Annotated in this window: 6 protein-coding genes and 1 pseudogene; 2 read left to right on the top strand and 5 right to left on the bottom strand. The window is 44.8% G+C overall.

Annotated elements, in window-relative coordinates; all coding sequences use genetic code 11:
- Window positions 1–20: 20 nt before the first annotated feature.
- A complete protein-coding gene (locus tag H3L97_RS10635; protein WP_097113303.1) occupies window positions 21–3,272 on the bottom strand; it encodes an efflux RND transporter permease subunit in 3,252 nt (1,083 codons plus the stop codon).
- Window positions 3,273–3,281: 9 nt separating this feature from the next.
- Complete coding sequence (locus H3L97_RS10640) at window positions 3,282–4,580, bottom strand: efflux RND transporter periplasmic adaptor subunit (protein ID WP_097113302.1); 1,299 nt, start codon at window positions 4,578–4,580, stop codon at window positions 3,282–3,284.
- A gap of 226 nt (window positions 4,581–4,806) precedes the next feature.
- On the opposite strand from H3L97_RS10640, the gene H3L97_RS10645 reads away from it, so the two are divergent.
- Both H3L97_RS10645 and rng read left to right on the top strand, forming a co-directional pair.
- Complete coding sequence (locus H3L97_RS10645) at window positions 4,807–5,454, top strand: TetR family transcriptional regulator (RefSeq protein ID WP_097113301.1); 648 nt, start codon at window positions 4,807–4,809, stop codon at window positions 5,452–5,454.
- A 35-nt stretch (window positions 5,455–5,489) separates the two neighbouring features.
- Window positions 5,490–6,986, top strand: coding sequence for a ribonuclease G (gene rng / locus H3L97_RS10650; RefSeq protein ID WP_097113499.1), 1,497 nt, complete (start codon window positions 5,490–5,492; stop codon window positions 6,984–6,986).
- Window positions 6,987–7,056: 70 nt separating this feature from the next.
- Here the strand turns inward: rng and H3L97_RS10655 are convergent.
- The 3 genes and pseudogenes from H3L97_RS10655 to mutS form a co-directional block, all read right to left on the bottom strand.
- Window positions 7,057–11,280: pseudogene (locus H3L97_RS10655) on the bottom strand (calcium-binding protein); the annotation flags it as partial.
- A 651-nt stretch (window positions 11,281–11,931) separates the two neighbouring features.
- A complete protein-coding gene (locus H3L97_RS10660) occupies window positions 11,932–12,438 on the bottom strand; it encodes a hypothetical protein (protein WP_097114443.1) in 507 nt (168 codons plus the stop codon).
- 513 nt (window positions 12,439–12,951) lie between these two features.
- Window positions 12,952–15,513 carry a DNA mismatch repair protein MutS gene (gene mutS / locus H3L97_RS10665; RefSeq protein WP_097114444.1) on the bottom strand — a complete coding sequence of 854 codons (2,562 nt, stop codon included), beginning with the start codon at window positions 15,511–15,513 and terminating at the stop codon, window positions 12,952–12,954.
- Between the last annotated feature and the right edge of the window lie 47 nt (window positions 15,514–15,560).

The raw sequence follows: 15,560 nt of genomic DNA on the forward strand, positions 1-15,560 counted from the left end.
AACAAACCATGTTTTGACGATTAGTGGGTTAAACCTGCATCGCTGGCGGCTTCTCGTGCGGTGCGCGTTTCGTGTTTGCCCTTAAAAATTTTGCGGATAAACACATAAAACACAGGCACAAAAAACACCGACAACAGCGTACCCAAAGTCATGCCCCAGAATACGGTTGTGCCAATGGCGCGTTGGCTCGCCGCGCTTGCGCCAGACGAGAAATACAATGGCACCACACCCAAAATAAAGGCAAATGAAGTCATCAAAATGGGGCGGAAACGCAAGTGTGCCGCGTCCAAGGCTGCCTGAAAGGCGGTTTTGCCTTGTTCTTGCAAGTCTTTGGCAAACTCAATAATCAAAATGGCGTTTTTCGCGCTCAATCCGACCACGGTAATCATGCCGACCACAAAGTAAATGTCGTTGGCATAGCTAATCGGAATGCCCAAGCGCGTGTTGAAGAAATTACGCGCCCACACACCCAACACCACGCCCAAAAAGCCCAAAGGCGCAACCAACAACACCGACAAAGGAATCGCCCAGCTTTCATACAAAGCTGCCAGCACCAAAAACACCGCCAACAACGCCAAAGCATACACCAAAGTGGTTTCAGATGAACCTTTGGCTTCTTCACGCGCTTGACCTGCCCATTCAATGCTGTAATTGCCTTCGCCAATTTCGCTCATAATCGCTTGCAAACGCGCCATCGCTTCACCCGAAGACACGCCTGTGGGGGTGGTACTCAATTTCATGGCAGGATAGCCGTTGAAACGAATGCTTTGCTGCATGCCCACTTTCCATTCTTTGCTCACAAAAGTGGAAAGCGGAATGGCAACGCCTTTGTTATTGACCACCGACAAATTCAACACGTCTTCGTCTTGCATACGGGCGGTGTTTTCAGCCTGCACCATCACTTTTTGCAAACGACCATTATTGGGGAAGTCATTGACATACGAACCACCCAATGCGGTTGCCAAAGTGCTGCGTATGCTTGCCAAACTCACGCCTTGTGCGGCGGCGGTTTCGCGGTCAATGTTCAACACCAGTTGGGGGGCATCTTCCAAACCATCGGGGCGCGTGCCTGTGAAAATGCCTGCCTGCGCCATCGCGCCCATCAACTGATTGCGTTTTGCCAGCAGCGCGTCATGACCCATATTGTTGCGGTCTTGAACGTAAAATTCCAAACCGCCCGTACCCAATTCCATAATGGCTGGGGGATTGACCGCCACAGTGAAACCATCTTTGATTAAATGGTTTTCAGGCAGCTTTTGACCGTTGGCAAAGCCTGTTAATAATGCGCCTGTCAATTTTTGCACAACAATGTTCGCATCGTGAATGAAATCGCCTGCAATCAAGCGTGGAATCAAATCCATTTCCTTGCTCATGGCAAGGCGTTCGTCCCAATCTTTCAAAATCACAAAGCCCATTGCCATATTTTGCGCGCTACCGCCAAAGCTGAAACCCGATACGGTAATGATGTCTTTCACTTCGGGGAAGGAAAGCGCGGTTTTTTCCAAAGCCTCTACCGTTTCATCGGTACGCGCTTTGGTTGCGCCAGCAGGTAATTGGGCAATCACAAACAAGTTGCCCGAATCTTCGCTGGGCAAAAATGAGGTGGGCAAGGTGGTGTAAACATAGCCTGCGCCTGCGGTTAGGGCAATCCAAGTAATCATCAGGCTGCCTGAACGGCGCAAAATGCTTTCTACCCAACCTTTGTAGCGATGATTGGTTTTGTCAAATTTGCGGTTGAACCAACCGAAAAAGCCTTTTTTCTCATGATGACCCTGTTTAATCGGTTTCAACATGGTGGCACACAAAGCGGGCGTTAAAGTCAAAGCCAAGAAAGCCGAAAAACCAATCGCCAAAGCCATGGTTGCGGCAAATTGGGTGTAAATTTTGCCCTGTGCGCCCGAGAAAAACATCAAAGGAATGAACACCGAAATCAACACCGCCGTAATACCAATTACCGCGCCTGAAATTTGGCTCATGGCTTTTTTGGTGGCAGCCATGGGGGGCAAGCCCTCTTCTGCCATGATGCGTTCCACGTTTTCCACAACCACAATCGCATCGTCCACCACAATACCAATTACCAACACCATGGCAAACATGGTCAGCACGTTGATGGACATGCCCAAATAGTAAATGCCTGCAAAACCACCCAACAATGAAATCGGCACCACAATGGCTGGAATCAACGTGTAGCGGAAATTTTGCAAAAACAAGAACATCACAATAAATACCAACACCATGGCTTCCACCAAAGTGGCAATCACTTTATTGATGGAAATGTCCACAAATTTGGAGGTGTCGTAGGGGGCTGCCCAAGTCATATCGGCAGGGAAATAGCTTTGGAGGCTCTTCATTTTGGCGCGAACCAATTTGGCGGTGGCGGTGGCGTTGCCGCTATTGGACAACATGACTGCCATGCCCACGGCTGGTGTGCCGTTTAATCGGGTGCTGGCGGCATAGCTTTCCGTACCCAATTCAATGCGTGCCACGTCTTTCAAATAAACGTTTGCGCCGCCTGTGGTGGTTTTGAGCATCACTTCGCCAAACTCTTCGGGCGTGGATAATTGCCCTTGTGCGGTAATGGTGGCGGTAATGGTTTGACCTTCGGTGGCGGGCAATGAACCCAAGCTGCCTGCGGAAATTTGCGCGTTTTGCGCTTGAATCGCCGCCGAAACATCGGCAAAAGACAAATCGTAGCTTTTCAGTTTAACGGGGTCCACCCACACGCGCATGGCACGTTGTGCGGCAAACATGCGTACGCCACCCACGCCTTCCAAGCGTTGCAATTCGGGAATCACGTTGCGTTGGGCGTAGTCTGCCATGTCTTCCAAGGTTTTTTGTTCCGATTTCAAAATAATCACCATCAAGAAATTGGAACGCGATTTGGACACGGTTACGCCATATTGTTGCACCGTTGCAGGCAGCGTGGCGGTGATTTCAGACAATTTGTTTTGCACGTTCATTTGTGCCATGTCTTCGTTGGTGCCAGACTTAAACGTTAAAGACACGCTGCCTGCACCGTTGGAGTCGGCATTGGTGGACATGTAATCCAAGCCTTCAATGCCGTTCATGGCGCGTTCTATTACTGCCAACACGCTGTCTTCCATCACTTGTGCCGATGCACCAGGGTAGGTGGCACTTAATGTGATGGTGGGCGCACCCACCGATGGATACTGCGACACGGGCAAATTGCGAATGGCAATCACGCCCGCCAAAATGATGAATATGGAAATCACCCACGCAAACACGGGGCGTTCAATGAAAAATTTTGCCATAACCTATCCTTATTGTGCTTCGGAGGCTGCCTGAACATCTTTTGCGGCAGGCGCGGCGACTTCGGACGCGCGTTCGGCAGCATCATCGTGTGGGACAGAGCCTGTCATGGGGCTGGCTTCTTGCGGATTGGGGTTGGCAGATTGTTCAGGCTGCCATTCTTTGAAATCAAATTTCTTCGCGCCCAACATACCTGCAATGGACATACCATCTACCACCACACGGTCGCCTGCCTGTAAGCCTTCGGTAACAATCCACGCATCGCCTTTTTGACCGCCCACTTTCACGGTACGCGGCTCAACACCACCTTGGGCATTGACCACCATAACCGTATCGGTTTTACCGCGTGTTAAGGCTTTTTGTGGCACCGCAAATGCGTCCAAAATGCCCGCCAAAGGCAAATTCACGCGCACATACATGCCGCTCATCAACACCTGTTGCGGATTGGGAATGGCAGCGCGTAGGGTAACTTGACCTGTGGTTTTGTCCACCGTGGCATCAGAAAACAACAAACGTCCTTTTTCGGGATACACCGAACCATCTTCCAACACAATGCTCACATCAACATGGCTGTTCATCACACGTTCGCCCGTTGCCAACTGCTTACGCAATTTGAGCATATCGGCAGACGATTGGGTGATGTTCACATACATGGGGTCGTTTTGTGTGATGTTTGCCATTTTGGTGCTGTTTGCTGCCACCAATGCACCTTCTGTTACCAGCGATTGCCCAATAAAGCCCGAAATGGGCGCAACAATTTGGGCGCGTTTCACGTTCACATTGGCGGCATGAATGGCGGCTTTGGCAGATTCAATTTGCGCCTCGGCAGAACGCTTGGCGGTAACGGCTGCGTCCCATTCTTGCTTGCTGATTGCATCGGCTTGCACCAAGGAGCGATAACGCGCCAAATCGGCATCGGCTTTGGCAAGCGCGGCTTCTGCGCTCAACAGGCTGGCTTTGGCGGTTGCCAAATTGGCGGTGTAGGTATCATCATCAAGTTGATACAGGGGCTGACCTGCTTTAACATAAGAGCCTTCTTGAAACAAACGGCGTTGCACAATGCCACCCACTTGTGGAATGATGTCTGCGCTGCGCGTGGCTTCCAAGCGTGCAGGCAGGTTGTTTTCCAACAACACGTTTTGTGGATAAACCGTCAAAACGTGAACGGTTGGCGTTAATTCTGCCATTTTGGCTTGTTGGGCTTTTTTCTGTTCTTCAACTTTGTTGCCACACGCCGCCAATGCCAGCGCACTTGCCAAAGCCAAGGCGGCAAAACGCCATGTGGGTTGAACATTTTTGCTGATATTCATATTGCTTCCTGATTAAGCTGATGTATTGATTGAAATAAAATTACAATTATAGGCTGCCTGAATTTTCTTTACATTCATTTTTACACGATTTTCAGGCAGCCAACTGTTTTTTAAGCCATAAAAAACGTGTATTATACATACATCAGCGAATGTTGTAAGCCCAATTTTACGCAAATTCACATCTGCAAATTGCCATTTTCACAAACCATTACACGCCCAATCCACCATGAGAAAAACCAAAATTGAATCACTCAAAACCCGACAACACCTAATGCACGCTGCATTGGAAGTGTTTTACCGTCAAGGTGTTACCCGCGCCACGCTGCAAGAAATTGCCCAAGAAGCAGGCGTAACACGCGGTGCATTGTATTGGCATTTTAAAAACAAAGAAGATTTGTTTGCCGCCATGTTTGAAGATTTTTACAACGATATTTTGTCGCGTTTCAACCCCGAAACGGTGCAACAAGCCCCCAATGCGTGGCAATATTTGCGCGATAATTTGTGCGATACGCTCTTGTTTTTGGCAAACAATCCCACTCATCAAAAATTTTGTAGTGTGATTACCGATAAATGCGAACAAATTCAACACAATGAACAAATCATTGCCATGTCCAAAAAATACCATGAATGTTTATTTCAGCAAATTGCGGTGGCTTTACAAATGTGTGTGGAACAAAAATCGCTGCCTGAAAACGTCAATCTTCATTTGGCACACATCTATTTAAAAAGCACCGTAACGGGCATGATTAAACTGTGGCTTGCCACCCCCGAATCCATTGATTTAACTCAACTTATCGTGCCATTTGTGGATACCAGCTTGGGTGCTTTGATGCACAGTCCGCATTTGCTGCAAAATCCTGTTCAGGCTGCCTGAAACCCCATTTTTATTTGATTTTCAACACCATGATTATGCCCTTTGACACCATTCCCCTACCCAAAGACGTGTTGCACCCACCCGAAACCGTATTGGTGAACATCACACCCCAAGAAACCCGCGTTGCCCTGTTGGAAGAAAACGAAATCTGCGAACTGCACATTGAACGCAATTCGGGACACGGCTTGGTGGGCAACATTTATTTGGGCGTGGTGCGCCGCGTGTTACCAGGTATGCAAAGTGCGTTTGTGGACATAGGCTTGGAACGCGCCGCCTTTTTGCACATCGTGGACATTTTGGAGCAAAAACAAAAACCCGATGAAACCCAACGCATTGAACACATGCTGTTTGAAGGGCAAACCCTGCTGGTGCAAGTGATTAAAGACCCCATCAACAGCAAAGGCGCACGGCTTTCTACGCAAATTTCGCTGGCGGGGCGTTTTTTGGTGCATTTGCCACAAGATGAACACATCGGCATATCACAACGCATTGAAAATGAAGAAGAACGCAACAGCCTACGCGAACGACTCAACGCCCTGCTGCCTGAAAACGCCTGCCACGGCTACATCATACGCACCAGCGCAGAAACCGCCACCGATGCCGAATTGCAAGCCGACATTCATTATTTAACGCGTGTGTGGGACAACATTTGCCAACGCGCCAAAACCTGCCAGCCTGAAACCCTGCTGTATCAAGATTTGCCATTGAGTTTGCGCGTGTTGCGCGATATGTTCAATCACAACACAGTGCAAATTTTGGTGGATTCCAAGCGCAATCACGAAAAAATGAGCGAATTTGCCCAACAATATGTGCAAAATGCCGCCGAAAAAATCCACCTGTTTAAAGGCGAACGCCCCCTATTTGAAACCTACGGCATAGAAGGCGAAATCAACCGCGCCTTACAACCGCGCGTCAATCTCAATTTTGGCAGCTACCTGATTATTGAAGCCACCGAAGCCATGACCACCATAGATGTGAACACAGGTGGCTTTGTCGGTTCACGCAATTTTGACGAGACCATTTTCAAAACCAATTTGGAAGCCTGCCACGCCATCGCGCGTGAACTGCGTTTACGCAATTTGGGCGGCATGATTTTGATTGATTTCATTGACATGACCCTACCCGAACACCGCGAAGCCGTACTCAACGAATTTGCCAAAGCATTGAGCCTAGACCGCACCCGCGTAACGCTCAACGGCTTTACCAGCTTGGGTTTGGTGGAATTGACACGCAAACGCACGCGCGAAAGTTTGAGCCAAGTGCTGTGCGAACCCTGTCCCGTTTGCCAAGGGCGCGGCAGGCTGAAAACCGCCCAAACAGTATGTTATGAAATTCAACGCGAAATTGTGCGCGAAAGTCGGCGTTTTGACGTGAAACAATTTCGGATTATTGCCTCACCACAAGTCATTGATTTATTTTTGGACGAAGAATCACAATCATTGGCATTGCTGATTGATTTTATTGGCAAACCAATTATGCTGGAAACAGATGGGCATTATTCGCCAGAACAATATGATATTGTGATTATTTGAATTTTTTCATCAATTTTGATTTAACATGATTTTTCAGGCAGCCTTTTTAAAGGCTGCCTGAAATACCGTTTTACACCAAGATAAAGTGGTTTTCGTCAATCGTCAGATGGGGTTTATTTTGCAAAGTGGCAAAATGAATGGCATCTTCTTTCCCCTCTCCATCTGGGTCATAGGACAAACTACCTGAAGCCACATCATATTTCACGCGCTCCGCAAGATTATCGGCAGTCAAACCCGAAAACGCCTTCACAGCCAATTCAATTTTGTCTTGTGACAGCGTGAAATCCGTAATTGTGTCTACTGTACCGTCCAGCAAGGAGCTAAATACAAAAGTATCTGCATCATCACCGCCTGTTAAAGTATCACTACCACGCCCACCGTCCAAACGGTCATTACCTGCTGCACCCTTTAATACATTATTCAAATCATTACCTCGAATAATATTATTTAGCGCATTTCCCTCACCTGAAACAGCATTACCAAGCAACGACAGATTCTCTACAAAATCCGACAAACGATAATTTGCATGAGTATAAACACTATCCTGTTGATGCTCATCAGACAATGTTAAACCATAACTACCGTAATCTTTTAAGGTAACGGTTTTATCGCTGAATTGGAAATTTTCAATTTGATAATTTTCACTGTAGAAAAAGTCGCTAATTTTAATGCTGTCTTGTTCATTGTACCCCTCAATAATCAAATGATTACCATCTTTGCGGAATTGCACTTCGGTCGATGCCACATCAACAAAGCGAATGGTATCGTTCTTATCTGAACCATAATCATAGATGACATCTTGCCCATGACCTTTGGCAAACACATAAGTATCGTTGCCATAGCTGCCATTTAAAGTATCATTGCCAATACCACCAATTAAGGTATCGTTGCCATCTCCTGCACTCAAAATATCATTACCAGCACCGCCATCTAACACATCATCTTTGTCATATGTGCTTAATTTATCGTTGCCAGCACCACCAAGCAGAATGGTTTTACCACTCCAACTTTGAACGGTATCATCCTCAGCTGTTTGCGTTAAAGTCAAACCGTTTTCAAAATATTCTTGCAAAGTAACGACTTTATCGCTGAATTGGAATTTCTCAATTTGATAATTTTCACTGTAGAAAAAGTCGCTAATTTTAATGCTGTCTTGTTCATTGTAGCCTTCAATAATCAAATGATTACCATCTTTGCGGAATTGCACTTCGGTCGATGTCACATCAACAAAGCGAATGGTATCGTTCTTATCTGAACCATAATCATAGATGACATCTTGCCCATGACCTTTGGCAAACACATAAGTATCGTTGCCATAGCTGCCATTTAAAGTGTCATTACCAATACCACCGATTAAGGTATCGTTGCCATCTCCTGCACTCAAAATATCATTACCAGCACCACCATCTAACACATCATCTTTGTCATATGTGCTTAATTTATCGTTGCCAGCACCACCAAGCAGAATGGTTTTACCACTCCAACTTTGAACAGTATCATCGCCAGCAGTTTGCGTTAAAGTCAGACCATTTTCAAAATATTCTTTCAAAGTAATGGTTTTATCGCTGAACTGGAAGTTTTCAATTTGATAATTTTCACTGTAGAAAAAGTCGCTAATTTTAATGCTGTCTTGTTCATTGTACCCCTCAATAATCAAATGATTACCATCTTTGCGGAATTGCACTTCGGTCGATGTCACATCAACAAAGCGAATGGTATCGTTCTTATCTGAACCATAATCATAGATGACATCTTGCCCATGACCTTTGGCAAACACATAAGTATCGTTGCCATAGCTGCCATTTAAAGTATCATTACCAATACCACCGATTAAGGTATCGTTGCCATCTCCTGCGCTCAAAATATCATTACCAGCACCGCCATCTAACACATCATCTTTGTCATATGTGCTTAATTTATCGTTGCCAGCACCACCAAGCAGAATGGTTTTACCACTCCAACTTTGAACGGTATCATCCTCAGCTGTTTGCGTTAAAGTCAAACCGTTTTCAAAATATTCTTGCAAAGTAACGACTTTATCGCTGAATTGGAATTTCTCAATTTGATAATTTTCACTGTAGAAAAAGTCGCTAATTTTAATGCTGTCTTGTTCATTATACCCCTCAATAATCAAATGATTACCATCTTTGAGGAATTGCACTTCGGTCGATGTCACATCAACAAAGCGAATGGTATCGTTCTTATCTGAACCATAATCATAGATGACATCTTGCCCATGACCTTTGGCAAACACATAAGTATCGTTGCCATAGCTGCCATTTAAAGTGTCATTACCAATACCGCCGATTAAGGTATCGTTGCCATCTCCTGCACTCAAAATATCATTACCAGCACCGCCATCTAACACATCATCTTTGTCATATGTGCTTAATTTATCGTTGCCAGCACCACCAAGCAGAATGGTTTTACCACTCCAACTTTGAACGGTATCATCCTCAGCTGTTTGCGTTAAAGTCAAACCGTTTTCAAAATATTCTTGCAAAGTAACGACTTTATCGCTGAATTGGAATTTCTCAATTTGATAATTTTCACTGTAGAAAAAGTCGCTAATTTTAATGCTGTCTTGTTCATTGTACCCCTCAATAATCAAATGATGACCATCTTTGCGGAATTGCACTTCGGTCGATGCCACATCAACAAAGCGAATGGTATCGTTCTTATCTGAACCATAATCATAGATGACATCTTGCCCATGACCTTTGGCAAACACATAAGTATCGTTGCCATAGCTGCCATTTAAAGTATCATTGCCAATACCACCAATCAAGACATCATCGCCATCGCCAGCACTCACAGTATTGTTGGCTTTATCGCCAATCAAGAAATCATTTTTGCTGCTGCCTGAAACATTGGCTTGCTCTGCATTGGCAAAATACAAATCCAAAGTTTCCATCACATTTTTATCCAGAATCGATGCAACATCATTCAACACCGTTTCATCTGCAACAGCAACATAATGCGCCAACAACTCGGGCAGCCCTGTTTGTTTCAGCTCAATTTTGGCATAGCCCATCAATTCAGCCAAATCCACAATCGCTTTCTGTGGATTGCTTTCGTGAATTTGATTGAATGTGGCAATTACGCGTGTGAAATCCAAGGCAAATTGCCCATCTTCAATCTTGAATGCAATTTCACTCACATAAGGTTTCAAACGTGTTTGGAACAACAAACCTTTATAAATATTGTTGGTTAAGCTGGCATAAGTTTCATTGGTCAATTTCACAACTCGTTTGGCTTCACTTTCGGAAAACACAAACAAGCGACTGGTGTCTTGTCCTGTGAATGCGTCCAAAATGGCACGCTTATTCACGGACTCCGCAAGTCCAATGCGTGTTTCTTCCGAAAATATCTCGCCACTCATCACACGTTTCAATTCATTTGGTGTTAAAGCATATCCTTGATTTTTTGTTTCTACCAAACCACTGTTAAACGCATATGCGCGTTTACCCCATTGTGGGTCGGTTTCTGCCCATTTTTGTACCAATTTGTCTAACAACGCCATTTGTACTTGTTTGGTATCGGCTTGCGAATAAGATTGCAATGTGGCAGACAAATCGCCAAACAATGCAGCCGCTTCGCGCAAATCGCGCACACGACCAATACCGCTTAAATTAGCGGCACGAGACTGTTCAGCCGTCAATTCAATGCGCTCGGCAAAACGGCTGTATAAATGGTCGTTGTGGAACAGCAAATCTGCCATTTCAGCAGTGCTGCCGTCTGTTTTGGTGTAGCTGCCTAATTGCGCTATGCTGTTGCCATTACCCAAATCTTGGTTTACATCTTCATAAGCGGTATTGAGCGATTGGATGCCCAAATCTGCCAAAGTGTGCAATTCATCGGCTTGGGAAATGCCGTCTTGGTTTTTATCTTGCCACACACGCAAGGTGGCGAAAGCCGCATCATTGGCATCCACCACACCATCGGCATTGCTATCCAATTCTGCCAATGCGGCATAGCCGTGCTGCGCCAATGTGCCATCTGCCAACAGGGTGTTTTCGCCAAACAATTCACCACCATTATCAATGATGCCATTGCCATTTAAATCGCGCACCAGCAAACCATCGCCAGACGCAACCCAGCCTGTGGCAGTGCGAATGCCGTCTTTATTGTGGTCAAACAGGCTGCCTGAAAAGCCTGCGGTGGCGGTGGTTTGAATGCCGTTACCGTCTAAATCCAAAGCTAGGGGGTCTACAATGTGGTATTTTTCACTGCGATTGGGGAATAAATCTTTTGCCCATGGTAAAACAACACACTCGTGTCCATTATCATACCAATTAGAGCTACTTCCAGAGTAATTACGTGGTAGTAAAGAAGGATGCATATTATTGTAATCACCATAAGCGTTACCTGGTACATCTGTTGGGTTTAAATTAGGCTTTACACTTGCATTTGGTAATTCAGGATTCAATAATTTAGTTATAACCCTTTCATTATCATGAGGATATATTTTCCCTTCATATCCTTGTTGAGGATAGTTTCTATCTGCTGGTAATTTAAAACCTGCAACATCTAAAGCCTTATAAGTAAAATCAACACAACTATTTGTAATACCATGATATTCACTATCAAACCCATAGTTTTTTGGATTTTGACCAAAATCATGTAATTTTTCATATTGGGACTTAGTAATCTCAATAGTATATGAACGAGTGGTTTGTTTGTCATAATTTTCATAATCACTTTCGTTCTTTGTATAAACCTTGCCTGGTGCCCCTAATAAATCTCCTACCCCTTTATTGCTTTCAGGAGCAAATCCATAACTAGACAATTTTGAATCACTTCCATCATGAAGTGAATAAAAAATATGTCCAGGACCTGATGGTTGACCATCAAGATAACGCATTGTGTTACGAGGTGAAATATGAATAGTCATTGTATATTTCATAGTAAAACTCCAAAAATCTAAATAGTTTTAGTTCAATTTTTAGTGGAAAAGATTGGTTTTGTAAAAACGACCTAATCCAAAAGCCAATTTAGTATCTATGTAAAATAATTCATACTCATTTAAATTTCCAAATTCAACATCTATAGTATATTCTATATTTCTTGATAATACAACAGGATTATTTATTAAGTAAAAATCAAATTTATCATTATCATAAGCTGATATATCTACATATTTTTTATCCTGTAAGATAATATTATTGCCATTATCGGTAATCTTTACAGAAGCAGATATGCGTGGTGGATTTTTTTTATAGAAACTAAAAATTTTTTTTCTTTCAATATCATTTTTAGGGTAGAGAATCATCATTATCCTATAAGGATTGCTAGAATTAGGTTTTACCAAGAATTTGAAATTGCGATTATCTTTGTTTAATTGAATTGCGTAAAACGTTTCATAATAACTGCCTTTTTTCTTACAAGCTGTAAAACCAAGCAAACAAAAAGCAAATAAAAAAAATACAAATTTTAAATTGAAAGATTTCATTTAGTAAATTCCTAGTTATTACGCCATTCTCAACTCTTTTTCCAGAGTTGATTTAATTAAAAAAATTTTTTTGAATTGAAAGAAACAAAAATTATTTTAAATAAAGCTATTGTCCATTTAGCCTTATTTAAATTAACATTTTTTACCATATTATTGATGAAATTTGTCAAATCTTTTTTCACATTGCATTGTGGTTTGAATTTTAGTTAGCCAACGTAGGGTGGGTGCTTGCACCCACGCGTTCTGTTATTCCTTACATCATTGCTTTTCATCAAAATTCATTTTCAGGCTGCCTGAAAATAAAAATGCACTAAACCGCAAATAACAAATTCATTTCAATCCAATACCGATTGTTCGTTGAATAAAACAATGAACCATTTAGCCTTATTCAAATTAACGATTTTTTACCATTTATTATCCCAACTTGTCAAATCTTTTTTCATATCCGCCCTTTGAGCCAATGCCGCAAAAAAGGGGCAGATATGCAATCTGCCCCTACGCCACGCAGGAAAATCATTCTGGCGTATTTTCAGCCAGCCTTTTCCATTCGTAAACCAAATCCAAAGCCTGCCGCGCTGTCAATTCATCGGGGTTGATTTGGCGCAATTTTTCGGCAATTTGGCTGCCTGCAATGTCTGCCACATCGTCATCGGGCGGCAATTCAGTTGGCTCGGCAAACAAATCCAACTGTGGATGGGACGATTGGTTTTCCAGTAAATGCAGTTGTTTTTGCGCCATTTTTAGGGCACGTGGCGGCAATCCTGCCAATTTCGCCACGGCTATGCCGTAGCTTTTTTCTGCCGCGCCATCTTGCACTTGATGAAGAAAAACAATGTCTTGCCCCTGCTCCAATGCGGATAAATGGCGATTGAAGGCGCGGGGCTGGCTTTCAGGCAGCTTGGTCAATTCAAAATAGTGGGTGGCAAACAATGCCAATGATTGATTTTTTTGCAATAAATGCAAGGCTATGGCGTGCGCCAATGCCAATCCGTCAAAGGTGGACGTGCCGCGCCCTACTTCGTCCATCAACACCAGCGATTGGGGTGTGGCGTGGTGCAAAATGTAGGCGGTTTCCGACATTTCTACCATAAAGGTGGAACGGTTGCTTGCCAAGTCATCGCTTGCGCCTATGCGTGTGAAGATTTGGTCTATGTTGCCGATGATGGCGCGTTCGGCTGGCACAAAGCTGCCTGTGTGCGCCATCAATGCAATCAGGGCAACTTGGCGCATATAAGTGGATTTGCCGCCCATATTGGGTCCTGTGAGCAAACACAAGGATTGTTGCGGTGTGAGTGCCACATCGTTGGCGGTAAAATGTTTGACTTGCTGCTCCACCACGGGGTGTCGCCCTGCCTGAATGTGGATTTGTGGCACATCGGTAAATCGCGGCATGGTGTAATGCTGCTTGTGGGCGGTGCGGGCGAAACTGCACAGCATATCCAGTATTGCCACGGCTTTGGCGGCTTGTTGGATTGGGTTTAAGGCTGCCTGTAATTGCTGCAATAATTGTTCGTACAACACTTTCTCCAAAGCCAAAGCCTTGTCTTGCGCTGCCAAAAATTTGTCTTCAAATGCTTTTAATTCGGGCGTGATGAATCGTTCGGCATTTTTGAGCGTTTGGCGGCGTTGATAATCGCTGGGTGCGTGTTCCGCTTGCCCTTTGGACAATTCAATGTAAAAACCATGCACGCGGTTAAATTCCACTTTGAGCGTGGAAAGTTGGGTGCGTTGTTGTTCGCGCTGCGCCAATTCTTGAAGAAAATCATCGCCATGCGTTTGCAAATGGCGCAATTCGTCAAGTTCTTGATTGTATTGATGATTGATGACATTGCCGTCTTTGAGCCACACGGACGGTTCGGGCATTAAGGCTGCCTGCAAAATCCGCGCCACCGACAAAGTTTGCGGAAAACACGCCGCCAGCGTATCAAGCAAAGCACTTTTCGGCAAAGACAAATCTTGCAAAATCAATAAGCTGTCGCGCAATGCCGACAAATCGCGCGGTCGTGCCGAACCCAAAGCCACACGCGCGGCAATGCGTTCCATGTCGGCGATGTGTTTCAGGCTGCCTGAAATGGCGGCAAAGTCGTTTTCCAGCAACACCTGCACCGCGTCCAAACGTGCCTGTATGTGGGCGCGATGACGCAAAGGGTGGTGCAAACAATGCGCCAAATAACGGCTGCCCATGTGGGTAACACATTCATCTAAAACAGAAAAAAGCGTGGGCGATTTTTTGCCACTCAATGTTGCCGTGATTTCCAAATTGCGGCGTGTGGCGGCATCCATTTCCACGAATTGATTTTCTTTTTCAAAAACAATCGCTTCCATATGAGGTGGCAGTTGATTTTGGGTCAATTTCAAATAATTCAACAATGCGCCTGCTGCCGCGATTGCCGCCGAATGTTCCGCCAAATCCAAGCCAAAACCGCGCAAATCTTGGCTGCCAAAATAATCGGTTAAAAGCGTGAAAGCGGTGTCGGGTGCAAATTGCCACGCATTCAAACGGCTGATTGGGATTTTGGGGCAATTTTCAGGCAGCCTGAAATCGTTGTCTGCCAGCAATTCTGCCACTTGCAAACGCGCCAATTCGTCTGCCAATTTGTTGATGTTGATGATTTTGGTGCGAAATTCGCCGCTTTCCAAAGCCGCCCATGCCAAAGCGGTTTGTTTTTTGCCCACGCACAGGGCGGCAATGCGATTGGTTTGCTTGTCTTCCAACAAAGCCGAATCGGTGAGCGTGCCTGCGGTAACAATGCGTGTTACTTTGCGTTCCACCAATTTGTTTGCGCCCACTTCGCCCACTTGTTCGCAAATGGCGGCACTGCGCCCCAGTTTAACCAATTTAATCAAATGCTGTTCAATCGCGTGGTGTGGCACACCTGCCATTTTGATGGGTTCGCCCAAATGCTGTCCGCGCGTGGTCAGCGTGATGTCCAACAATTTGGCGGCTTCGACTGCGTCATCAAAAAACAGTTCGTAAAAATCGCCCATGCGGTAAAACACCAATTTATCAAGGTGTTGTGATTTAATGGCGAGATATTGTTGCATCATGGGCGATGGGGGTTTGGTGGCGGTCATGGTCGGTCTCAAATTCAAAAATGGGCGTGATTTTAGCATTTTCAGGC

It is taken from the genome of Alysiella filiformis (assembly GCF_014054525.1).
GTDB classification, from domain to species: domain Bacteria; phylum Pseudomonadota; class Gammaproteobacteria; order Burkholderiales; family Neisseriaceae; genus Simonsiella; species Simonsiella filiformis.